This window comes from Niabella terrae, from assembly GCF_054783135.1.
Genome location: NZ_BAAGRD010000001.1, coordinates 190,564 through 214,066, shown reverse-complemented (window position 1 = coordinate 214,066; position 23,503 = coordinate 190,564). Strand labels below are relative to the sequence as shown.

At 47.4% G+C, this 23,503-nt stretch carries 23 protein-coding genes; 15 read left to right on the top strand and 8 right to left on the bottom strand.

Features of this window, described 5'->3' with window-relative positions; genetic code table 11:
• Nucleotides 1–37: 37 nt before the first annotated feature.
• Nucleotides 38–1,177 carry a serine hydrolase domain-containing protein gene (locus tag ACYVI9_RS00965; protein WP_460759417.1) on the bottom strand — a complete coding sequence of 380 codons (1,140 nt, stop codon included), beginning with the start codon at nt 1,175–1,177 and terminating at the stop codon, nt 38–40.
• A gap of 215 nt (nt 1,178–1,392) precedes the next feature.
• Here ACYVI9_RS00965 and ACYVI9_RS00960 point away from each other — a divergent pair, with 215 nt between their 5' ends.
• Together ACYVI9_RS00960 and pdxA are read left to right on the top strand one after the other, a co-directional pair.
• Complete coding sequence (locus ACYVI9_RS00960) at nt 1,393–2,259, top strand: DUF808 domain-containing protein (RefSeq protein WP_460759414.1); 867 nt, start codon at nt 1,393–1,395, stop codon at nt 2,257–2,259.
• Between the two features lie 112 nt (nt 2,260–2,371).
• Entirely contained in the window at nt 2,372–3,457 is a 1,086-nt protein-coding gene (pdxA, locus tag ACYVI9_RS00955) for a 4-hydroxythreonine-4-phosphate dehydrogenase PdxA (RefSeq protein ID WP_460759412.1), read from the top strand.
• A 53-nt stretch (nt 3,458–3,510) separates the two neighbouring features.
• On the opposite strand, the gene ACYVI9_RS00950 is transcribed toward pdxA, so the two are convergent.
• The 7 genes from ACYVI9_RS00950 to ACYVI9_RS00920 form a co-directional block, all read right to left on the bottom strand.
• Nucleotides 3,511–4,113, bottom strand: coding sequence for a DUF937 domain-containing protein (locus ACYVI9_RS00950; protein ID WP_460759409.1), 603 nt, complete (start codon nt 4,111–4,113; stop codon nt 3,511–3,513).
• Between the two features lie 229 nt (nt 4,114–4,342).
• Nucleotides 4,343–5,260: a hypothetical protein gene (locus ACYVI9_RS00945; RefSeq protein WP_460759406.1), complete on the bottom strand. Its 918-nt coding sequence runs from the start codon at nt 5,258–5,260 to the stop codon at nt 4,343–4,345.
• A 9-nt stretch (nt 5,261–5,269) separates the two neighbouring features.
• On the bottom strand, nt 5,270–5,665 hold the full coding sequence (locus tag ACYVI9_RS00940; RefSeq protein ID WP_460759404.1) for a hypothetical protein: 396 nt from the start codon (nt 5,663–5,665) through the stop codon (nt 5,270–5,272).
• A gap of 2 nt (nt 5,666–5,667) precedes the next feature.
• Nucleotides 5,668–7,887 carry an ATP-binding protein gene (locus ACYVI9_RS00935; protein WP_460759401.1) on the bottom strand — a complete coding sequence of 740 codons (2,220 nt, stop codon included), beginning with the start codon at nt 7,885–7,887 and terminating at the stop codon, nt 5,668–5,670.
• An 18-nt stretch (nt 7,888–7,905) separates the two neighbouring features.
• Nucleotides 7,906–8,613: a LytR/AlgR family response regulator transcription factor gene (locus ACYVI9_RS00930; RefSeq protein ID WP_460759399.1), complete on the bottom strand. Its 708-nt coding sequence runs from the start codon at nt 8,611–8,613 to the stop codon at nt 7,906–7,908.
• Between the two features lie 102 nt (nt 8,614–8,715).
• Nucleotides 8,716–10,299 carry a F0F1 ATP synthase subunit alpha gene (gene atpA / locus ACYVI9_RS00925; RefSeq protein ID WP_460759396.1) on the bottom strand — a complete coding sequence of 528 codons (1,584 nt, stop codon included), beginning with the start codon at nt 10,297–10,299 and terminating at the stop codon, nt 8,716–8,718.
• A gap of 144 nt (nt 10,300–10,443) precedes the next feature.
• Complete coding sequence (locus tag ACYVI9_RS00920; RefSeq protein WP_460759394.1) at nt 10,444–10,917, bottom strand: DUF4920 domain-containing protein; 474 nt, start codon at nt 10,915–10,917, stop codon at nt 10,444–10,446.
• A 143-nt stretch (nt 10,918–11,060) separates the two neighbouring features.
• Here ACYVI9_RS00920 and ACYVI9_RS00915 point away from each other — a divergent pair, with 143 nt between their 5' ends.
• The 13 genes from ACYVI9_RS00915 to atpF all read left to right on the top strand — a co-directional run bounded on the left by ACYVI9_RS00915 (nt 11,061) and on the right by atpF (nt 23,495).
• Nucleotides 11,061–11,663 (top strand): DUF6580 family putative transport protein, encoded by a 603-nt coding sequence (locus ACYVI9_RS00915; RefSeq protein WP_460759391.1) that lies wholly within the window; start codon nt 11,061–11,063, stop codon nt 11,661–11,663.
• Nucleotides 11,664–11,850: 187 nt separating this feature from the next.
• Entirely contained in the window at nt 11,851–14,043 is a 2,193-nt protein-coding gene (locus tag ACYVI9_RS00910; RefSeq protein WP_460759389.1) for a hypothetical protein, read from the top strand.
• Between the two features lie 128 nt (nt 14,044–14,171).
• A complete protein-coding gene (locus ACYVI9_RS00905) occupies nt 14,172–15,953 on the top strand; it encodes an ABC transporter ATP-binding protein (RefSeq protein ID WP_460759386.1) in 1,782 nt (593 codons plus the stop codon).
• Nucleotides 15,954–16,104: 151 nt separating this feature from the next.
• Nucleotides 16,105–16,680, top strand: coding sequence for an RNA polymerase sigma factor (locus tag ACYVI9_RS00900; RefSeq protein WP_460759384.1), 576 nt, complete (start codon nt 16,105–16,107; stop codon nt 16,678–16,680).
• Nucleotides 16,673–17,941 carry a porin family protein gene (locus ACYVI9_RS00895; protein WP_460759381.1) on the top strand — a complete coding sequence of 423 codons (1,269 nt, stop codon included), beginning with the start codon at nt 16,673–16,675 and terminating at the stop codon, nt 17,939–17,941. Before ACYVI9_RS00900 ends, ACYVI9_RS00895 begins: the two co-directional genes overlap by 8 nt.
• 53 nt (nt 17,942–17,994) lie before the next feature.
• Entirely contained in the window at nt 17,995–18,366 is a 372-nt protein-coding gene (locus ACYVI9_RS00890; RefSeq protein ID WP_460759379.1) for a hypothetical protein, read from the top strand.
• A gap of 4 nt (nt 18,367–18,370) precedes the next feature.
• Nucleotides 18,371–18,793 carry an OB-fold protein gene (locus tag ACYVI9_RS00885; protein ID WP_460759376.1) on the top strand — a complete coding sequence of 141 codons (423 nt, stop codon included), beginning with the start codon at nt 18,371–18,373 and terminating at the stop codon, nt 18,791–18,793.
• Nucleotides 18,794–18,803: 10 nt separating this feature from the next.
• The gene (locus ACYVI9_RS00880; protein WP_460759374.1) at nt 18,804–19,355 is read left to right on the top strand and encodes a YceI family protein; all 552 of its coding nucleotides are present in this window, start codon (nt 18,804–18,806) and stop codon (nt 19,353–19,355) included.
• 26 nt (nt 19,356–19,381) lie between these two features.
• Nucleotides 19,382–20,290: a DUF5777 family beta-barrel protein gene (locus tag ACYVI9_RS00875; protein WP_460759371.1), complete on the top strand. Its 909-nt coding sequence runs from the start codon at nt 19,382–19,384 to the stop codon at nt 20,288–20,290.
• A 46-nt stretch (nt 20,291–20,336) separates the two neighbouring features.
• Nucleotides 20,337–21,233 carry a COG4315 family predicted lipoprotein gene (locus ACYVI9_RS00870; RefSeq protein WP_460759369.1) on the top strand — a complete coding sequence of 299 codons (897 nt, stop codon included), beginning with the start codon at nt 20,337–20,339 and terminating at the stop codon, nt 21,231–21,233.
• A gap of 184 nt (nt 21,234–21,417) precedes the next feature.
• Entirely contained in the window at nt 21,418–22,557 is a 1,140-nt protein-coding gene (gene atpB / locus ACYVI9_RS00865; RefSeq protein ID WP_460759366.1) for a F0F1 ATP synthase subunit A, read from the top strand.
• A gap of 35 nt (nt 22,558–22,592) precedes the next feature.
• A complete protein-coding gene (atpE, locus tag ACYVI9_RS00860) occupies nt 22,593–22,844 on the top strand; it encodes an ATP synthase F0 subunit C (RefSeq protein ID WP_008586479.1) in 252 nt (83 codons plus the stop codon).
• A gap of 156 nt (nt 22,845–23,000) precedes the next feature.
• Nucleotides 23,001–23,495, top strand: coding sequence for a F0F1 ATP synthase subunit B (gene atpF, locus ACYVI9_RS00855; RefSeq protein WP_460759363.1), 495 nt, complete (start codon nt 23,001–23,003; stop codon nt 23,493–23,495).
• The last annotated feature ends 8 nt before the right edge of the window (nt 23,496–23,503 follow it).

Sequence of the window (23,503 nt, the reverse complement as noted above, 5' to 3'; positions counted from 1 at the left end):
AGGACTGCAATATTAGGCCATCCCGGGCAAGCCGTTGTTATTTTTTCACCAGTTCTTCATACAGAATATTAATCGCTGTTTTTAAAGTCGCGATATAGCCATCGGTCTCATCGGCGGGACAGCCGTTGGTAATGGCCACAATGCCAAATTTCTTTTGCGGTTCGAAAAACATGGCACTATAAAGTCCATAGGCCGAGCCGGTGTGGCCCACCAGCGCTTCGCCCGGAATCAGCCGGTCGGTACGCCTTAGTGCCAGTCCGTAACGGGCTTTTTGATCTAAGGGCGTTTGCATGAGGCGGGCATATTTCTTTTTGATGATACGGCGGCTTCCGGATTTGCCAAAATTCATGTGCATTACCATATATCGGGCCAGATCGGGGGCCGATATTTTCATCCCGCCGGTCGGTGAGAATACCGGAGTGCTGTAACCCATCGTATAGGCGGCGATTTCTGCTTTCCGGGGCGCGTAGGCGGCAGGGGAGGGGCTAAAAGATTTTTGTTCCGGATTATATTCATAGAGGGTGGCAAACCGGGTGCTATCCAGTTCATTGACATTATAACCGCCATAGAGTCCCAGGGGATCCAGGATATGCGTTTTTACATAGTGGTCAAAACGCTGCCCCGAATATTTTTCTATGATGGTGCCTACCATATTGAAATTCAGGTTACAATACTCATAACCCCGTCCCGGTTCGTATGCGTTATAAGCCTTGGCCCAGTCCGGATTTTTATCCGGATTGGCGACGTCCAGCGTAAAATATCCCTGGCTGTCGTTGAGACTGGAAGTATGGCTGAGCAGCATTTTGAGGGTGATCACAGTTTCAGGGAATCGCGGATTGCGTATTTTAAAGCCCATCAGACGGCTGACATCATCGGATAGATGAAGTTTCTTTTGCTGTACCAGTTGCATGATTGAGGTTGCCGAAAAAGATTTGGAAATTGACGCAATCCGGAACAGATCCGTGGTCTGAAGCGGCTGGCCGGATGCCTGGTCTTTCAGGCCGAATGCATGCGTATATATCAGGCGCCCGTCTTTGACGACCGCTACACTCAGTCCCATTACCGGAGTCGTCTGCATCAATTCCTGCAGCCGCTGTTCGGTATTTGCGGTTTGGGAAAACCCGATCTGATGAAATAGAAGGGGCAGAAGGAGCGTCAGCAATTGTTGGATGCGCATGGGCTGAAGTATTATAATATATGGCAAATTTAATTGTCTGAAAGGTACTTAAAAGCTGTTTAAACTTTTTGTGGTTTTTTAGCAAATCCGGTAACGGCAGGGATTAGGAAAGGTATCGCTCGGCGCCCTGTGGCCGGATTTTAGCGCAAATGGCATCTTTTTGACAATGCTTGGTTTCAAATCAATAATTTTACGCCCTCAACAAAACTTTAAGAATGGCTTCGGGCATATTTGCAATTCTGGATGATATAGCAGCGCTGATGGACGACGTAGCAGTGGCAAGCAAGATTGCTACACAGAAAACTGCAGGGATTCTGGGGGATGACCTTGCGGTAAATGCGGAAAAGGCCACGGGATTTTTATCTTCACGGGAACTGCCTGTTCTGTGGAAAATCACTAAAGGGTCCTTACTGAATAAGCTGGTGATTATTCCAGTCGTTTTTTTGTTGCAGGTCTATTTACCGGCGGCGATTACCATCATTCTGATTTTCGGGGGATTTTATCTGGCCTACGAAGGAATGGAAAAAATCATTGAATTTCTTTTTCACCGGTCTAAAAAAGGTCATGAAGTTATCGAGGAAGAGACCCAAAACGATTCCGATGCAGAGCGGACTAAGGTTAAATCTGCGATATCCACGGATTTTATACTTTCCATCGAAATCGTAATTATTGCCCTTTCTACAGTCATGCACCAATCGCTGACCACGCAAATACTGACGGTATCCGTCGTTGCTATTTTGGCGACGATCGGGGTTTATGGGATCGTGGCACTGATTGTTCGCATGGATGATGCCGGTTTTAAACTGATCAAACGTGCAGGAGATCGGGGTTTTCTTGCCGGACTGGGTCATGGGCTGGTGAAGGCCCTGCCCCTGATAATTAAATTGCTCGCAGTCGTTGGAACCCTGGCCCTGGTTCTGGTTTCAGGAGGCATCTTTGCCCATAATATTGAGCCCCTGCACCATTACCTGAGCAACTGGCCTTCTATGCTGCGGGAATTTATTTATGGCATTGCCGGCGGCATACTGGCTGTTTTGCTGGTGACTATACTTAAGAAGCTGTTGGCGCTGGTAAAAAAATAGCCGGGAGGCTGTTGTACGGACTGCTGGCTGGTGGGCGATCGCCATTGCAGTGGCCGGGTAATCTGTTTTCCTTCGCGCATTTATCTTTATTTTTACAGCCATTTGACAAATTATGAGTAGTAAACAAAAACCAGTCATCGGTATTACCTGTGGCGATCTGAATGGTATCGGTCCTGAGCTGATCATAAAGACTTTTGCGGATGCCCGTATCGTTGAAATGTGTACGCCGGTGATTTTTGCCAATAATAAAGTCATCAATTTTTATCGCAAGACGATTCCGGACATCAATTTTAATTTTTTCTATACCAGGGAATTCGAACGGATCAATCCCAAACAGGTGAATATTTTCAATGTCTGGGAAGAGGACGTAAATATCACTCCCGGAACCCTGAATGAATCCGGCGGTCTCTATGCCGTTCGTTCACTGGAGGCTGCTGTGGCCGCGTTGAAAGCCGATCAGATCCAAGGCTTGGTGACGGCTCCATTTCATAAAAGCAATGTGCAGTCTGCGGAATTTACCTATACCGGACATACGCCTTATCTGAGACAGCAATTTGAAGGCGCTGACGCAGTTATGATGATGTGTGCTACCAATATGCGGGTGGCCCTGGTGACCGAACACCTGCCTGTCAGCGAAGTGGCTTCCCATATCAGTCAGGACCTTATTTTCCGGAAGCTCCAGGTCATGCAAGCCAGTTTACAGCGTGATTTTGGCATTGACAAGCCCAGAATAGCCGTTTTGGGCCTGAATCCGCACGCGGGTGATGAAGGGCTGGTTGGCCGCGAAGAACTTGAAATCATCAAACCTGCCATCCGGCAGGCCAAAGACAATAATATCATGGCCTATGGCCCATATAGCGCTGACGCTTTTTTTGCCAGAGCCCAGTACGGAAGTTTTGATGCAGTGCTGGCGATGTACCATGATCAGGGACTGATACCTTTTAAGTCCCTGGCTCAGGGTGAGGGGGTCAATTACACCGCAGGACTCAATATTGTAAGGACTTCTCCGGATCATGGGACGGCTTTTGATATTTCCGGCCGGGGCAGGGCAGACCATCATTCCTTTATGACTTCCCTGTATTTATGTATCGATATTATTGGTCACAGGTTCGAATATGATGAGGCCCGTTCCAATCCCATGAAAAAACGGATGCCGGAAGTAACTGCCAGACTTGCGGACGAAAAAATCGATGAATAAGCAGTCCTGTGCGCGGAAATGCGGCGGCGTTGTGGTGGAGCCCGATAAGGGTGTCAGACGGCCCTTTTAAATAATGCCTGCAACTGAAACAACAAATTAAAGGGCTTCGCATTCGATAACAGCCGGTATCCCGGACGACGATGGGGTGTGGATTCCGGCGGCATGAGCTGTTTTAGGGTCTCTGTTTCCGCCACTACCTCTTTTTTCAGATACCGGCACATATCATCCGCGCCGTAGTCTTTCTGATGATTGATCTGATTGAGGGTTGCCAGGGCCACAGGTGTTACCAGGGCAGTAAGTGCATTAACGGTTTTGTTTTTCAGCAGGCTTCTTGAAGCGATTGAATCTACAATGTTAACATGTTTGACACCAAAGATCTCAGAAATGACACTTTTACCTTTGGCAAGGATTTTTTCGTGTCCTGACATGAAAAAGGCATTCAGGTTCAGTCCCGCACAGTCCCTGGCCATTTTAATAAGTTCTTCTGTTTTGTTATTCTGGTAACATTGGAAGCTCATCGCATTGATGGTATGATCAATAATCAGGTCGGTGGCTATGTCGATTTTTGTACGGTCTTCTTTATAAAAGCGGGCTGCGGAATCAGAGAAATTGCCGGTTCCGTTCAACTGAAATTGAATATAATGTTTTAAATCCATCGCAGCTCCAAAGTTTTTTAGTTTTAACGGGCTCCGAAGTCACGTACATTCAGATATATATTAAAAAAAGAGGGGCTCACGTATTGCCTGGAAAGACGCCGCAGCCCACTCTTAAGCCCTCTAAACCACTGTAAAAGTAAGTCGGATTTGCAGCAACTGCAATCCATATTCGATGAAGTACTCGATTTTTAAGATGAGTGCCCGGATTTTCAGGATAATCCAAAAAGACCTAATGAATATCCGGCAAAATGGACCAATAGAAAACGACAACACGGCGTCTTTCATCCTGTGCGTTGTAATTCCTGATATAGCTGAAAGGATACTCTTCGCCCCTGCCATAGCCCATATGGTGTACCCGCAATTTGTTGAAATCAGTAAATTTTTCGGCATTATTGGTCAGGGCCATTAGCATGGAACGTTCCAGTTCCCTGGCCCGCAGATTGGAAAGCAGTAGATTCAATTGCTGGCGGTCCGGATGTTGATTGTCAGGAAGATAGGACCGGAGTTCGCGGTATAGGGGGCCCTCTTTATTAAAAGGCGTTTCGTCAGCATAGCCGACCAGCACCAGATAGATACTGCGCGGAATATCACTGAATTGGTTGGCTATCAGCGTAATGGTATCGATGGTTGGCTGGAAAGCGTCTTCAAAAGTCCCCATCGCTTTTATAGGGATTCTGTATGCACCGGGCTCAAAGAAGGTGCCCAGTTCATTACGTTTAAAAGCATCGATATGAACAGCCTCTTTAATCAGTTGGTAAATTCGTTCCCGGGTCTTTACGGTAGCATTAAAGGAATCCAGCCGGGCGATATAATTACGGGTCGTAGGGTAGTAGTTCTTTTCATTAAAATTAGATTTGTCCTTAGCGAAAAGCTCCACTGCTTCTACGACCTGGCTGATCTGATTGAGATCCCGGTGTAAAACGTTGATTACCCTTTTCATATTGCCGGCAATATTACTATCCAGATGGGCGCTGTCAAGTTTGGACATCGCTGTTGCGCTGACCTTGTCCAGGCTGGCATTTTCCCCGGCCAACAGGGATTTTGCGGTTGCGGTAGTCGCTTTAGCTGCCGTCAGACGTTTTTGCAGCCCACAGGAGCCGGTCAGTAGTAACAAAGCCAGCAGTGTGAAGGATATAGGTTGTTTCAACATAGTCTATTACTGAGGCAATGGTTTTATTATAAAACCCTCGTTTTCCGATTCCTCGGCGTTATTTGGTAAGGTGTTAATTTTTTGCTGTAAAATTCTTCGGTAAACTTCTTTTTTCGCCAGTTTCTCTTCAGCAACACTGGAATGTGTATCGGTATCTGCCGCAGCGGCGGCCATAACACGGTTCAAACCGATATTGATCAGGGCATTTGATTTGCCCAGATCCATGTCCTGGGAAGACAACAAGAGCTGGTCCACAAGAATACTTTTGGACAAAAAACCCGATTGCTCTGCATCAGAACGCCAGGTGGACAGCATAAAAGCCAGGGCCAGCAGGGCGCCTGTCCATAGCAATAGCAGCGAAATCCTGGTGGTTTTACGATATGTAACGGCGGCACGATTCATGTCTAAAAAACTTCCGTTAGGGCATTTTCAATCTGTTTTATGAACCCTTCGCAATTTAATGGGGATACTTTTTCCGGCATCTGGTTGAGCATGGTAGCCTGATGCTGGACGATCCTATAGACTTCATGGTTGGGGCCCAGGGGCGAAAATGTTGACTTTATACGATGCAAGATACTATTCATTTTGTTTATATCGGCCGCTTTGCCCGCATTTAATAAATCTGCCTTATCGGTTTGCCATTGTTGTTTCATCTCCAGCAGAATTTCTTCAACCATACGGGCGTCCCCGCCTACCAAATGCTCCAGGAAGCTGAGTTTCTGCGTAGTCCCGGCTTGCTCCACCATCTCACATTGCAGATATTTCGAGGTTTTTTCCACCAATAATTTTTCATCCAGTGGTTTTGCCAGGTAATCGTCGAATCCCATCTGGTAGCATTTTTCAATTTCTTCCCTGGAAACATAGGCGGTCATGGCTATAACAGGGAGTTTTAAATTTAACTTATTGCGTATCAGTTCAATAGCGGTATAGCCATCCATATTGGGCATTTGGATGTCCATAAAGCAGAGGTCGTACATTTCCTGGTTCAGCATCCGCACCGCATCCTGCCCGTTGTCGGCGATCCTGGGCTGCAGCCCGTATTTATGCAATACATGTAAGAGGAGTGTCTGGTTGGCCTTATTATCTTCGACAATCAGGACATTGGAAGCATTGAAAACCAGCGCCGGCGTCTGAACCGCATCGTTTTCCATTTCGACCGGACCGGCATTTTCCAGTATGCAGGTAAAATTAAACTCAGAACCCTGGCCCAGTTCGCTGAATACGGAAATGGAACCACCCATACGCTCCACCAGATTCTTCACGATCGTAAGGCCCAGGCCGGTACCTCCATGTTGGCGCTGACTGCCGTGCTCCAATTGTTCAAAACGCTCAAAAATGGTTTCAATTTTTTCCCGGGGAATACCACTTCCGGTGTCTTTGACCGTGAATCCCAGTTTATAATAATTATCGTCTATCCAGACAATATTCGCACTGACATGGATACCGCCTGCATTGGTGAATTTAATGGCATTGCCGATCAGGTTCACGAAAATCTGCTTGAGTCTTTCAGGATCACCGACGACATAGCGGGGGATATTTTCGTCAATCCGGTAGCTGTACAGCAGGTCTTTCTCTGTAACGGCCCTGGAGAACATTTTTTCCAGGCCGCGGAACAGTTCGTAGAGGTTAAAAGGTTTGTTGTTGATTTTCAACTTACCTGCTTCAATTTTGGAGAGGTCCAGTACGTCGTTGACGATATTGAGCAGGTTATGGCTGCTGGAGCGGACAATCTCCACGTATTCTTTCTGTTTGCTGTCCAGCGTCGTTTCACTCAGCAGGTTACCGAATCCGATCAGCGCATTCAGTGGTGTCCGGAGTTCATGACTCATATTGGCCAGGAATTCATCTTTGGCATTCCGGCTTTTCAGTGCGGCAGCTTCAGCAGCCTTTAATTCTTCTATCAGCCGCATTTGCTGGGCCTGCCTGCGTATAATGATGGTGGCCATGATCAGGATCGCCACGATAGCCAGCAATGCAAGGGCCCGGTTGTAACGCGACAGTTTGGCCGACTGTTCATTATTGGTAACCAGGGTTTCCTGCAAATTGGTCTTCAACAGGGCCTGCATGGCAATACAGTTGGCATATACCTGATCCCCGGGTTTCAGGGACTCCAGGGAATCAATCAGCCGGTTTTTCAGGCCGGTCCGACCTTCCTGGTGGGCCTTTAATATGGACTCAGAAAGACTGACCTGCCGGATGACCAGGCTGTCAATTTTGCTGGCCAGCGAGTCACTTTCCACCTTGTTGGCGGATGCCAGGACATTGGTATTATAACCCAGCATGATTAAAGAATCCGTGAGCTGATGCAGGCGGGTGCTGTCAAAAGTGGCCGCTGCCAGGATATTGGTATTATAGCCGAGCATGATCAGGGAATCCGTTAGCTGACGCATACGGGTACTGTCAAAACTGCTGTAGCGGTCCCGCAGTTTCGACTGCAGGTCGAAGGAAAGGTTGACCAGCTCCTGAATGCTGTAATTGGTTCGGAAAGTCTGTACCGCCTGTTTGTTCCCATTATTCAGCGCCCGGGTAGATTTATTGGTAAAGAATTGCGTAACCACGATCAGTGCCATTAATGCCAATGACAGAATGACCATCGAAAGAAATGCTATACCTTTCTGCTTCATAATCTCGGTAACCGTCGTCTAAAACAACTGCAGGCTTTTTAAAAGCGCATCTTTATAGGATTCGGATATGGGAATCGCCTGATTATGGATATAGACGACTCTGTCTTCAATATAATCGATTTTATTGATCGCGATAATATAACTCCGGTGCACCCGGATAAATTTTTGAGAAGGGAATTTATCTTCAATGGCTTTTAAACTGCCATGGACTACATAACTTTTCTCCGGAATATGAATCTTCACATAGTCTCCTTTGGCTTCCATCCAAAGGAGACTGTTTATGTCCAGTTTGCGAATGACCTTATTGTCTTTGACAAAAAGAAAATCACTGGTGATATCGGGTGCCATCTGCACATTTTTCGCACTGATCAGTTCCTTGGCCCTTTCAATCGAAAGCATTACCCTGGCAAGTGAAAAAGGTTTTACGATGTAGTCTACCACATTGAGTTCAAAAGCCTCCACCGCATAGCCCTGTTTGCCGGTGGTCAAAATGGTCAGCGGTCTTTGCGGTAACATGCGTAATAATTCCAGGCCATTCATGCCCGGCATTTCTATATCGAGAAAAAGGATGTCTACTTCATGGGCCTCAATAAACTGTTTGGCTGCCACCGCATTTTCACATTCACCGGCAACCGTAACACCATTGAGTTTCTCCAGAATCTGTCGTAACAGCAGACGGGCAACTTTGTTATCATCAACAATCAGGCAAGTAAACGGATGCTCCATACACTAAAATAAAATATATAGCTAATATAAGCATAACTGCCTAAATCCCGACGAAAAGCCCCGCGTTTCGGCGGGGCTTTTTCAAATATCAGATGGATTCACTTACGCGGTTTTAAATTGCGGAATCAACCCATTGGCCAGCTCGACCATCTTTTTCAAACCTTCTTCCGGTAAAGCGCCTTTTTTAAATTCTGCCAGTATATCGGGTAACTGGTTTTCCATTTCCAGCAGGAATTGTTCTTCGAACTCTTTGACTTTGCTGACCGGAACATCCTTGATTAAACCATTGGTACCCAAATAAATAATCGCCACTTGCTTTTCCACCGGCATGGGTGAATACTGGGGCTGTTTCAGAATTTCAACGTTACGGGCACCTTTGTCGATTACATTTTTGGTAGCAGCATCCAGGTCACCCCCGAATTTAGAGAAAGCCTCCAATTCGCGATAAAGTGCCTGATCCAGTTTCAGGGTACCGGCTACTTTTTTCATGGACTTGATCTGGGCGTTACCTCCTACACGGCTTACCGAGATACCTACGTTAATCGCAGGCCGGATACCGGAAAGGAAGAGACTGGATTCCAGAAATATCTGACCATCAGTAATCGAGATCACGTTGGTCGGGATATAAGCAGATACGTCGCCGGCCTGGGTTTCAATGATGGGCAGTGCTGTGAGCGAACCACCGCCTTTCACCAGGTGTTTGATGGAATCCGGCAGGTCGTTCATGTTTTTAACGATTTCATCATTGGAAATAACTTTGGCAGCTCTTTCCAGCAGACGGCTGTGCAGGTAGAATACATCACCCGGATAAGCTTCACGGCCCGGCGGACGACGTAACAGCAGCGATACTTCCCGATAGGCAACAGCCTGTTTGGAAAGATCATCATAGATGATCAGCGCAGGTCTTCCGGTATCCCGGAAAAACTCTCCGATGGCGGCACCGGCAAAGGGAGCATAGAACTGCAGCGGCGCCGGATCTGAGGCAGAAGCTGCAACAATAGTCGTAAAGGCCATTGCGCCATTATCTTCCAGTGTTTTCATAACACCGGCAATAGTGGAGGCTTTCTGTCCGATGGCTACATAAATACAATATACCGGTTTGCCGGCTTCGAAAAATTCTTTCTGATTGATAATGGTATCCACCGCAATGGCGGTTTTACCTGTTTGACGGTCTCCGATGATCAGCTCCCGCTGACCACGGCCAATCGGAATCATGGCATCGATGGCCTTAATACCAGTTTGCAGCGGTTCTTTCACTGGTTCCCGGAAAATTACCCCGGGTGCTTTGCGCTCCAGCGGCATTTCATATAATTCGCCGGCAATGGGACCTTTACCATCAATGGGATGTCCCAGGGTATTGACCACACGACCAACCATGCCGTCACCTACTTTGATAGAGGCAATCTGGCCGGTCCGTCGTACCTTGGAACCTTCCTTGATTTCGGTGCCCTCACCCATCAGAACCACACCTACATTGTCTTCTTCCAGGTTAAGTGCAATTGCCCTGACGCCGTTTTCAAATTCTACCAGTTCCCCGTAACGTACATTGCCCAGACCGTACACCCGGGCGATACCATCACCTACCTGTAATACGGTACCTATTTCCTCTAAATCCGCTTGTGCGTTAAAGTTGCTTAATTGTTCCCGCAGTATGGCACTGATTTCGTCGGGTTTAATTTCTGGCATATCAAAATATTTTTAAAATTGGGTTTTATGGGGGCTGATTTTAAGCAGCCCTGTTTTTCAGGCTGCAAAAGTAGGACATCCCCCTTTTATAACAAAAAATGTCTAAAAGTTTACGATCGTAGGAATGCAGGGTCCTGCAGGGGATTATTTAATTACCAGGACGCCGTCTGCCAAAAAACGGGTTTCTTTCCTGGGTTGGGTAATGGCGTCGATCTCTGCCTGGGATTTTTTGGCATCCTGGGCATAGTGCTTCAATTCCTGTACACTGGTGGTCTTTGTAAAGGCTATTCCGTCAACGACCACCGTCTTGCCGGCAATCGCCTTGGGTACAAAAAAGCCATAATCCTTGAAACGGACGAACATTTTTGACTTATCTGCCAGTTCCATCTCCATCCAGCAGCCCTTTTTTGGGCAGGAGGAAAGGACCCGGCCTTCAATTTTGGCCGTAATACTGTCCTTTTGCTTCAATTCTTTGAGGAGCTGGGGTGTACTCAGGGTGCCGGCCGCAGTAGTAGCGGCACCGTACTGATCACCTGGATCTGCCGGTCCTACAGGTGGCTGTGCCTGTATCAGACTGGTTGTCAATAATATAAATGAAATACAAAGAAAAAGTCTCATGTTAGATTTTTTTATGTTTTCAGATCGGATGCCCGATTCCGTTCCGTTTATGGATTTATTTTTTCGGGATATATGCCGCCAAATAACCCAGCGGATCCCGGTTTTTGTAAAAGTATATATTTTTGCAGTTAAACTACGGTGTTATGCAAAAAATGACCATTCGATTACGTGTTGTAATAATTATGATTCTACTGGCGGCGCTGAGCAGGGTATTGCCGCATCCCTATAATTTCTCCCCCCTGGTTGCCATGGCGCTGTTTGGCGGGGCAAAATTGCAGCAAAAATGGTTGGCATTTTTAGTGCCGCTGGCAGCGTATCTGGTTTCAGACATCATCCTGCAATGGAGCGGACTGATGGGCGGCTATCATTTTAGCCAGCCTTTTGTACTGATCTCCCAGGCATTTGTCTATTTGTCGATGATACTCGTGACCCTGATGGGCACCCGCCTCAATGGCGGATCTGCGCGGCGCATCCTGGGCTTTTCGCTTGGTGGTTCGACCATTTTCTGGATCCTTTCGAACCTGGGTGTCTGGGTGGGAAACTATTTTGCTGCCGGCACCCTCACTCATGAACCCGGCCTGACTTTGGCCGCGACCTATATCAGGGCCCTGCCTTTTTATAATACCATGAGTACACAGTTATTCCTGGGGACATTTTTAGGTGATTTGTTTTATTCAAGCATTTTATTCGGTATATTCGCCATAGCCCAAAAGCAGTTACCTGCTTTGCGCTACTCTAAGGCTTAAGAACATAACGGGATTACTTCAGAAGCGGCTCCTGGCCGCTTTTTTGCAACCATTACGCTGGTTGGGCTGTCTGTCTAGTTTCAGACAGTCGTTCAGAAAAGTTCTGACCGAACTTCTTTTAACGTTTTTCGTTTAACTATATCAGCGAATTGAGTTTAATTTCGCAGCATCAGCATAATTGAAAGATATGACAGGAAAGGCTTTGTTACCGGGATTGGCAGCTTTAATTTTCTCTGCAAATCTGCAGGCTCAGACAGACACCGGCGTGTCCATTCCCATTCGCCGGCAATTATTCCATGACAATATTGTCAAAGACAAGAAACAGCTATTGGGTAGTGATGGTAAAATGGACGATGTTTTTACCATGGATGACAAGCCGGATGCGGCCAAGATCGCTACGGATGCCATCAACCGTCAGGTGGACGCCATCCGGTTTGCTATTGAAGCAGATGCCAAAACGGATCAGCGTCTGAAATCCGGATACCTGCTCGGTCTTTCCAATATCCTCAAGCACATGCGGACGGGCTGGTTGAAAAAGGAAGTTTCTCCGGCTCATTTTGCCCAGATATTCTCCCTGTATAAAAAACTGATTGACGTGCATACCGCCGGGGAGTCCATTATTCCCTATGTGGAGCAGTTCCCCTATGATATCGCCTATACCGCAACCTTACCCCGGATATTTGAGGAAAATCCCGGAGCGGGTAACCTGAAAGAGCTCCTGCTGTCGAAATATTGTGCGCTCTATCCAGAGAAGACCTTTTTTGCCCTGAGTAAGTTTCCGGAATCTGCCCAGTCGGATGCCATGATCAAAGAATATGGCAAGCGTTTTCCGGAACAGCTTTATTCCTATGCTCAGGCCGGTAACAAACTGGGATACAAGATTCGAAGCATCAAGGATGATCATTTTGTAAAGACCGTAGTGTCGCTTTCGGAAATGAAAAGCGGTCAGATCTATTTTCCTTTTCTGGACAATCTGGTAAAAGGTAAGATCAGCATTGCCGACCTGGATGCGGCCAAAGATGACCGGTACAAATATTTCCGGTTGCTGGTCAATACCCAGATCGATTACAGTCACCGTGCGATCAACGGAGATACGGCAGTGGGTTTTGCAGAATTGACTTCCCGACTGAAGAAAAAGGCCAGTGATGATTTCGTCAATGAGATCAATGCCCTGCATGAATCGCCGAATGCGGTCCGATTCCGTTGCCTTCAGGACCTGAATGCCCAGGAACTTTATTACCTCGCGGTCATGACGGATGGCTTGATTTATACCAGTAGTTATGTTTCAGGTGTATATCCGCTGATGATGCAGAAGATCAATAACCGCGGAGATTCCCTATTACTGAGTGTCTATTTTGACCACTATCGGAAGTTTATCAGTATGGCAGCCGGTTATAATAAATTAAGGGATTTTTTCACCACTTTTCCTAATAAACAGGATGCCACAAATCTGATGACCACTTTCGTTAGTGGTCTGGAAAAATCCAAGGGACTGGAAGACGGGGTAGACGTGGCGGATTCTTATGCCAGCGTTTATGAAAGCCTGCCCGATCTGGCGGAACAGATGCTCCGGAACATCCGGTCAAATTATGAACGCAGTGTCAAGAACCGCAATGCGCGGGGCATGGCTATTTACAATATTCTGGACAAATTATTCCGTTCTGCAGACCCGTCAAATAATATTGACCTGACCCGGGAACTGGGCATCCCTCCGGTCTATCAGATTCCTTTTAACAGTTTCACCAACGAGAAAGGCGAAATCATTACCCAGATGTTCTTTTACGGAGACGAGGACGGCATGATGGATTTCGACATTTTCGTGCGGACCTTCAATAATGATCCCAAGTGGAAAGTGGACCAAAGTAATTCCAAGTTCGTGGTGGCCAAAAGCACGACCGGTGTACCAGTCTATGTGTATGCCAACCGGCCGCTGCCCAATACCAATGATGAAGACTATGTAGCCCAGAATGCCATGGAGGCTTATCTGCAGGACAATAACCTGTCACCGACGGTGACGTTTCACCGGGGCCATAGTTATCATGCCCCCACCAGTGTAAGTTATCTTACGCCGACTTCTAAAGTGGTCTTTATGGGCTCCTGTGGCGGCTTTTTTCTCATTGATTCGATCCTTAAAAAATCCAGTGATGCCCATATTATTTCTTCCAAACAAACAGGGTACCGGGATATCAACCTGCCATTTATCCGGATTTTTCTCGAGAACCTGCGGGAACATCATGACGTAGACTGGATTCCTTTCTGGCAGAAGTTCCGGGAAGCTGCCCATGTCACCGGTATGGAGGATTATATACCGCCTTATAAGAATCTGGGCGCCCTGTTCATCAAGGCCTATAAGAAGGAAACCGGCGAGGAAAATATTTAAATTGGGATAAGCGGGAGATGTCCTGGATTGCGGGCGGGCTGGACATTTTCCATTATATTGCGACAGCGACGGGCGAGGTTTCATAGAACTTCGGTGCGGGCCACCCCCTCATTTTTAGCAGTTCAGTTATGCAGGATTCAAAAGGAAATTTTCATGTTTCGGGACTCCGACGGGTCTTTTCCTTTGCTGCACCCTATCGGACCCGTTTCTGGGGTTCGGTGGTGCTGGCGGTCCTGCTGGCCGTCTTTACGCCCGTCAGACCCATGCTTATTCAGCTTACGGTTGATAAGTATATTACAGGCTCCCTCCCACGGATGGTCATCAATATTACCCTGATCCAGATAGGATTGATTCTGATAGAAACTTTCCTGCGTTTTCTGTTCAGTTTTACCACAGCCTGGCTGGGGCAGGCAGTCGTTCGGGATATACGGATGCGGGTATATGAGAAAATTCTCCGGTTCCGGTTGAGGAAATTCGATCAGACACCGATTGGTACCCTGACCACCCGAACGATCAATGATATTGAATCTATCAATGAAATTTTCTCCGACGGTCTGATTCCTATCATAGCGGATCTGCTTTCCATCCTTTGTATACTGGGCTATATGTTCTGGGTGGACTGGCGCCTCACCCTGATTTCGCTGACTCCTTTTCCGATTATGCTGGTCGCTACCTATTACTTTAAGGAAACCATCAACAAGTCTTTTTTCAAGGTCAGGAATGCGGTAGCTGCCCTGAATGCCTTTGTTCAGGAACATATTACCGGTATGGGCATCGTCCAGGCTTTTGACGCGCAGAATCGGGAATTCGGAAAATTCCGAACCATTAACAAGCAACACCGGAATGCCAATATCAAAGCGATTTTTGCCTATTCTGTATTTTTTCCGGTCATTGAAATCGTTTTGGCCCTGTCGATTGGTCTGGTTGTATGGTATACAGCGCGGGAAGCCCTCCAGCTCCATCAGAGCCAGCAGGGCGTTATCGTTGCCTTCATTCTCTGCCTGAACCTGTTATTCCGACCCCTGCGGATGATCGCAGACAAATTCAATACGGTACAGATGGGTGTGATTGCGGCACAACGGGTATTTACCATCCTGGACGACCCTGCGGTGGAGGAATCCGGCCCGATCAGCAATGGATTACCTGATGAAAGAAAACTGGCGGGGGCGGTAAGCTTCGAGCAGGTCTGGTTTGGCTATGTCCCGGACCAGTGGGTCATCCGGGACCTGAGTTTTACCATTGCGCCCGGCGAAACTGTCGCCATTGTAGGTCATACCGGTAGCGGTAAAACGACTATTATCAGCCTTTTGAATCGATTTTATGATATCCAGAAAGGCAGTATTAAAATGGATGGAACTGATATACGCCAACTGTCTGCGGATTATATCCGCGGTCAGATCGGTGTGGTGTTGCAGGATGTTTTTCTGTTTTCAGGCTCCGTAATGGATAATATAACCCTCCGCAACCCGGCGATCAGCCGCGAGCAGGTCATAGAAGCGGCAAAAATGATTGATATGCATGATTTTATCATGCGACTGCCCGGGGGGTATGACTATGATGTGAAGGAGCGGGGTGCCACCCTGTCCCTGGGCCAGCGACAGCTGCTCTCCTTTATCCGGGCGCTGCTCTACAATCCTTCCATTCTGGTGCTGGATGAAGCGACTTCTTCCATAGATACTGAAAGTGAGCTGCGCATCCAAAAGGCAACGGATACACTTGTAAAGGGGCGTACTTCCATTGTGATCGCTCATCGCTTAAGTACCATACGCAAAGCAGATAAGATAATGGTGCTGGATAAAGGCGTTCTGGTTGAAATGGGTACACATGAGGACCTGATGCAGGAGAACGGGTTTTATGCACGTCTGCATAAAATGCAATTTGAGCAGCAACCCAGCCGGCAGATTGTGTAGCACCTTACTGAACATTGCCTTCCCCATTTTAGCATCCGCTTCCTCCCAGGATTCCTTGTCCGCGAAAATATTTTCATTGGCAGGCAACCCGATCCTCAGAATTGCTGTATGTATTTAAAAATAAACCTTTTCATAACCTCATTCATATTGTTTGTCAGTACCTCTTAAGACCGAGTATAGCCTGTCTAGTATAGTAGGTGGCTGTAAGATGGGCATACCCTCTTGGCAGAAGCGGTTGTATGAACGGTATTTTGGTTTTGCGCTTTCCGTCTGCTTTAGGTACACCTCTTCGAAGGAAGATGCAGCGGAAGTGGTGAATGACGGGTTTGTTCGGGTATTCAGAGGGATCGCCCATTTCCAGGAACCGGATGATCCGGATCTCTTATCGAAGATTTTTATGAGCTGGCTTAAAAGAATAATGATCCACACGGGCATCAACCATTACAAAGCTGCTAAAAGGACAGCGGAGCGATCGGGTATGCCGGCCGGGCAGGCGGAGGAAACCGCTGCAAATAGCCCGATTGATAACATGGCCTATACCGAGCTGGTGAAACTGGTTCAAAAATTAAGCCCGGCATATAGAAACACCTTTAGTCTGTTTGCAATCGACGGTTTCAGTCATGAAGAAATAGCAAAAACATTAGGTATATCCGTGGGCGCGTCCAAATCGAACCTGGTAAAAGCCCGCAAAAATCTCAGGAAAATGCTGGGGCAATTAAATGAATAAAAAGTTATCAAATATTAATGATGAAGAGTTAGACAAACTCTTTCGTGACGCAGCCAATCGTTTTCAACCGCCGGACGCTCCGGATGACGCATGGGATATGTTTTATAAAACAAAAATGTTTCCTGGCAGCAATAAGGTAGTAAAGCGCAGCAGGTGGGCGGGGATCGCAGCCATGATGGGGCAATTTTTTGTGCCGAGACTTTCCTGGCAGTTTGCAACCACTTGTGTGCTGGCATTAATCGGCGGATGGCTGTTACTTCATACAAATCCGCCCTCCGGGAATGTTGACAGACTGCCGGTCAAAGAACTGGCGCGGCAACAGCCTGCTACCGATAATGCCCCCCCTGTGGCCGCCGAAGGTGGTCAGGAATTTTCCGATGCCGACAGCCCGGGCGACACCCAGAACAAGGCCGGGTGGTATCCTGGAGAACAGCCTTCATTAGATATTCTTGCTGAGAATAGGGTTGCCGTTCTTGCGGCAAGGCCTTCGAAGCCGGGTGTATTTGATCTTTCGCAAAAGCCGGTGCTGAAGGCCACTCCTGCAGACAGTACAGCGGAACATGCTAAAATCGATCTTTCGCTGCGCCGGAGACCTGCCTCAGAAGCATCTCCTGTACAACCGGCAATTCCGGATAACTATCGGTTTCCTCAGACGGAAACCAGGACCCGCAGGGGAACTTCGTCCGGCTGGCAGGTTGGATTACTGGCAGGTGCTAACCTGGGAATGGTTCGTGGTGATATTTCGAAAAAGCCGGGCCTGAATGCCGGCGTGCTGGTACAAAAGAAACTGGGGCTGTCCCGTTTCTCTCTAGAATCCGGTGTTCTTTATGAATCCATGACCTACGATGTAAACAATGCCGATTTTACACCCAACGGACAGCCGGTGTCGTCAAGGGTGTCCAATATCGAGGGCGCCTGTACGATGATCGATGTCCCGGTAAATGTCCGTTATGATGTCCTAGCATCTAAAAAGAAAAAAGCCTTTGTAAGCACCGGCGTTTCGCCCACGGTGATCGTAAAGCAAAGCTATGTCTACGATTATGATGCAGGCGATGGTCCGGAGCTGATAAACCGGGATGTATCCGGAAAAGGTAAAAATGTTTACGCCGTTGCCAATCTTTCCATAGGCTACGAGCAAAAATGGGAACATATATCTGTACAGATAGCCCCGTATGTAAAGATCCCGATGGGTGAGATCGGGTATGGGAATCTGAACCTGGGTGGAGTGGGCACGCAGATCTCCATCAAAAAAGATTTGTAATGCAGCAGTGACCTATTAACATATAATCCTCTTATTAACTTAAATCTGTCATCATGAAAAAAATGAAATTTTTTTCTACAGGGATTCTATTTGCCTTCATTTCCCTTGCCCTTATCCGCTGCGGCGGCGATAAAGACAATGCCATCGACAAACCGGATCCGCCGCAAAACGCCTGCGATGGTGTCAATGCAAAATTTGCAGCCAATGTGCTACCACTAATCCAAAACAGATGTCAGGGCTGTCATAAAACCGGTGGTATCGCGCCTTTTGCGCTGGAAACCTACGAACAGATAAAAGCCAGGGCAAGCGGAATAAAAGCCGAGGCGGTTGTCAACAGCCGAATGCCCAAAGGCGGCCCACCACTTACCGCAGCGGAGAAAAAAACACTGGGTTGCTGGATCGATGGCGGCGCCTTAAACAATTAATATTATGGCAAAAGGAAAAAAGATACTGCTTCTCCTGCTGGTTGTGGTCCTGCTGGGTGCCGGCTACGGCTACTTTCAATACAACCGGCGGCCACCTGATGTAAAAGCGGCAGCACCCGAAATAAATATGGATGCAGGGGAACTGGCAGCCTCGTTTAACCGCGATGAGGCCGCAGCCAATAAAATGTACGTGGATAAAATCCTTTCGGTTACCGGCAAGATAGCGGATATAACGGTTGACCCGACAGGGCAGGCGACGGTTGTTCTGGAAACCGGTGATCCCATGGCTTCGGTCATTTGCAGCTTTTACGATACCGAGGCAGGAGCAGCAAAGGACCTGGCGGCCGGCCAGCAAGTAACCATCAAAGGAATCTGCACCGGTAAGCTAATGGATGTGGTTTTAAACAAATGCAGCATTGTTCCTTAAACGTATTATTATGAAAAAAAACCTCGTAATTCTTTGTCTCTTTCTTTTGCATATATCAACAGGGACCGCACAAAAATACTTTACCAAAAATGGAACCATTTCGTTTGAGGCAGGTACCGCCCTCGAAGACATCGTAGCTACCAATAAAACCGCTGCCAGCGTGCTGGATGCAGCCACCGGTCAGATCGAATTTGCTGCCCTGATCAAAGGATTTGAATTCCGCCGGGCCCTTATGCAGGAGCATTTTAACGAAAATTATATGGAAAGCAGCAAATACCCCCGGGCCTCGTTCAAAGGAAAGATTATTAATATCCGGAGTGTATCCTTCCAAAAGCCGGGCTCGTATCCGGTTACGATAAAAGGAACCTTGGAAATCCATGGCGTAAAAAAGGAAATGCAGACCGAAGGCAGTATTAAAGTATCGGGTGCCACTGTGGAGGCCAGGGCCAGGTTTGTTGTGACGATCAGTGATTATAAGATTTCCATACCTGGTGTTGTCCGGGACAAGATATCAACAACCGCAACAGTGGATGTACGTTGCAACTACGCCGTTTTAAAATAACCCATCAATCATAAACCAAACCCAATATGAAATATTTAGTAACAGCCATCTTTCTTTTTTTAATAGTCCCGGTTATCCGGGCGCAGGAAAAAGACCTCCTGGACCTGATCGACCCGGCAGGAACCGGACAAAAAGAATATGTGACAGGCGCTTTTAAATCGAGCCGGGTCATCAACGGCCAATCTATCGAATTCATTGGCAAAAACGTACTGGACGTGCGCATCCTACATCGTTTTGGCCGGGTCAGCGATGGTGTGGGGGAACTGTTTGGGCTGGATCAGGCCAGCATGCGGCTGGGCTTTGATTACGGCCTGGGGAAGGATCTTACGATTGGCGTCGGCCGTAGTACCGAAGGCAAGGAGCTCGACGGATTTATCAAATACCGGCTGATCCGCCAGGCCTCCGGGGCCCCGGGAACCTCACCGGTTACGGTAGTATTGGTGGGCGGCAGTACGCTTACCACGGCGAAGTTTGCCAGCGATGCCAAATTTACCGACACCAGACACCGCCTGGCTTATTACAGCTCCATTATTGTAGGCCGGAAATTTAACGAGGCTTTCAGCCTGCAGTTGTCACCCACCTATGTGCACCGGAACCTGGTGCCGGACCAGACCGACGATAACGACACCTACGCACTGGGAATTGGCGGCCGGTTAAAATTATCCAAACGGGTCGCCTTCGTTGCAGACTATCATTATGTGGTCTCCGGCCTAGATAAAGATATTTATAGAAATCCGCTTTCCCTTGGATTCGATATTGAGACCGGCGGCCACGTATTTCAGCTCCATTTTTCCAATGCCACCGGTATGAATGAAAAGGCTTTTATAACAAATACCACAGACAGCTGGGGTAGCGGGGAGATCCGTTTTGGCTTCAATCTTTCAAGAGTTTTTACGATTGGCAAAAGAAAAAGCCAAACAGTGCCTGGTTCCTGATTCGATAAAACCGTATTCTTTTTCTTAAAAGCTTAAACTAAAAATTATGACACCGTATTTATTCGCAGCGTTAATGAATCTGCAAAAACCTTTGTTGCATTATATGGGCGCTTTGGCCTTACTATTGGCTGTAGTAAGCTGCTCCAGCGATGACAGCTATACCCCCCCGGACGCGGAAATGCAGGTAAAACTGGCCACCAGTGCCCAACATGGCGCTTACCTGGTGGATAAGGATGGCAGAACGCTCTACTTTTTTGCCAACGACTCTGCCACTATAAGCACCTGTGTATCAGGCGGATGTAAGGCGCTTTGGCCGGCATTTTTTGTAGGAATTACGCCACAGACTATCGGTAATGATCTGGATATCAACGACTTCGATACCATTAGCAGCGACGGGTCTATGCAGCTGGCCTATAAAGGGCGACCTTTATATTACTATGCCCCTAGTGTTGGGGGTACCAATACGCCCGAAGCCGCAGGCGATATCGGGGGTGATGGTTTTGGCAACAACTGGTTTGTGGCCAAACCCGATTATACGATTATGCTTACCAATGCCCAGCTGGTGGGCGCCGACGGTAAAAAATACGATTCCAGCCTTCAGGTTATTACCGGGAACAGTAAAACCCGTTACCTGACCGATGGGCGGGGTATTACTTTGTATGCGTTTACCAACGATAAATTGAACACCAGTAATTGTACCGGAGGTTGTGCGGATGTTTGGCCCGTTTATGAAACGGAAAAAATAGCGGTTCCCTCTTATTTAGATAAAGCCAAATTCACCGTTATTACCCACCCTTCAGGGAAAAAACAGCTGGCATATAATGGCTGGCCGCTTTACTACTACGTTCAGGATAATATGGTTATGGGCCTCAATAAGGGCGTGTCTGTCGCCTACCCGAAATGGCCGGTAGTGGTAAAAAGCCGGGTCAGTGCTGCTCCCTGATTCAAAGATGGAGGTTTGAGGGGTTGATAGGAGCCGTCTTCTGAATAAAGGAAGGCGGCTTTGTTTCATTATAGATATAGGGTGAAAAAGGCGGTTCGGTCAGCCAAAAAACTTTAAATACCCACCTGCAAATCTCCTTTTTTATCAGTTTCAGCCTTATCTTTGCCGCAAATTTCAGGATACTATGCGTTCTAACGGCTTCAAATCCTTTATGGTGGCGGCTTTCAGCCTTTTTTTAACAGCTTTTGCACTGGTGGGCAATGCCCAGGAGGAACATGGCGTTGCCGGCACTGCGCCGGCAGGCCACGGTGAAGCAGCCACTGCTGAAAAATTTAATCCCGGAGAAGCCATTCTCCATCATATTGCAGATTCCCATGAATGGCATTTCTTTTCCCTGAATAAAGCAGATGGTTCCAAGATGCACGCCACACTGCCGCTGCCGATAATGGTATACGGTTCCGGCCGCGGCATCAGCGTTTTTATGTCCTCCAAATTTCATCATGGAACCCAGGATTATAATGGATACCGGTTGGAGCACGATAAAATTGTAGCAGTGGATGTTGCCGGCAATCCGGACCCCGCCGTAAAAGTTTTTGATTTTTCACTGACCAAGAATGTCATTCAGATGCTGCTTTCCCTGGCGATTCTGATCTGGCTGATGACGACGATGGCGAAAAAATACCGTTCCGGGCAGGGGGTAAGCTCCGCACCCAAGGGACTGCAGAATGCTATTGAGCCGGTCATTACCTTTGTAAGAGATGATATAGCCAAACCCAATCTGGGACCAAAATACCAGAAATACCTGCCTTATATCCTAACAATATTCTTTTTTATATTAATTAATGCCCTGCTGGGTATGCTGCCCGGTGCAGCCAATGTTACCGGCAATATTGCGTTTACTGCCGTACTCGGGGTGATCGCGTTTGTGGTGATTATGTTCAGCACCAACTGGCATTACTGGCAGCATATTCTCTGGTTTCCCGGTGTTCCCCTGCCGGTGAAACTGCTGATGATTCCGGTAGAACTAATGGGCGTGTTTACCAAGCCTTTCGCCCTGATTGTGCGTCTTTTCGCCAATATGACGGCGGGCCATATCGTAATTTTAAGTTTTATCAGTCTGATATTTATTTTTGGGGAAATGACACAGGTGGCCGGTTGGGCATTCTCACCCATTTCTATAGCCTTTGCCGTGTTCATTTATCTGATAGAAATATTGGTGGCATTCATACAGGCTTATATTTTTGCCAACCTGACAGCTATCTTTATCGGGGAAGCGATTGGGGATCATCACTTTGAAGAAGATATTCATCCGACCCATCATTAATAACGTTTTTTTTTAATACACATAAAATCAGAGTCATGAGTTTAATGAACACTTTGTTGGAAGTAAGCGGAAGCTGGTCTCACTTTGGTGGTGCTGTAGGCGCAGGCCTGGCAGCTATCGGTGCCGGTATCGGTATCGGCCAGATTGGTAAAGGCGCTACAGAAGGTATTGCCCGCCAGCCGGAAGCAGCTAACGACATTCGTGGTGCTATGATCTTATCTGCTGCCTTGATCGAAGGTGTGGCCCTTTTTGCGGTAATCGCAGGCCTGCTGGCAGTATTGAAGTAATAGCCCGTAGAAAATTTACTGCACCTCAAGCAAAGGGCGGCGGGTGCAGTATTTATTATGCTGTCTCCACTAAGGGTACAGGATAACATTCATTATCAGAATTATCCCGACAGTCTCCCGGAAGGGGCTGTTTCGGAAAAATAAAAAAGCAAAAAAATGGGATTACTTACTCCTGATCTGGGTTATTTTGTCTGGGCACTGGTCGCGTTTATCGTGGTATACCTGGTGTTGAAGAAATTTGCCTGGAAACCTATTATCAAATCGCTGACCGAACGCGAACAGAATATTGCGGGAGCCATTGCTGCTGCTGAGAAAGTGAAGGCAGAAATGGCCCAGTTGCAAAACGAAAACGAAGCACTGCTGAACAAAGCCCGGGAAGAACGTTCCCAGTTACTCAAAGAAGCCCGTGAAACCAGGGATCGCATGATCAATGAGGCGAAGGAACAGGCCAAGTCTGAAGCGGCTAAAATTGTTGCCGATGCACAACAAGCCATTAATGCCCAGAAAATGGCCGCACTTACGGAAGTGAAGAATGAAGTGGGTAAGCTGGTGATTGAAGTAAGTGAAAAGGTATTGAAGCAGGAACTGAGTGGCGACAACCGTCAGGAAGCCCATATCAACAGTCTGGTGGACAGCGTAAAACTTAATTAATAGGTTGA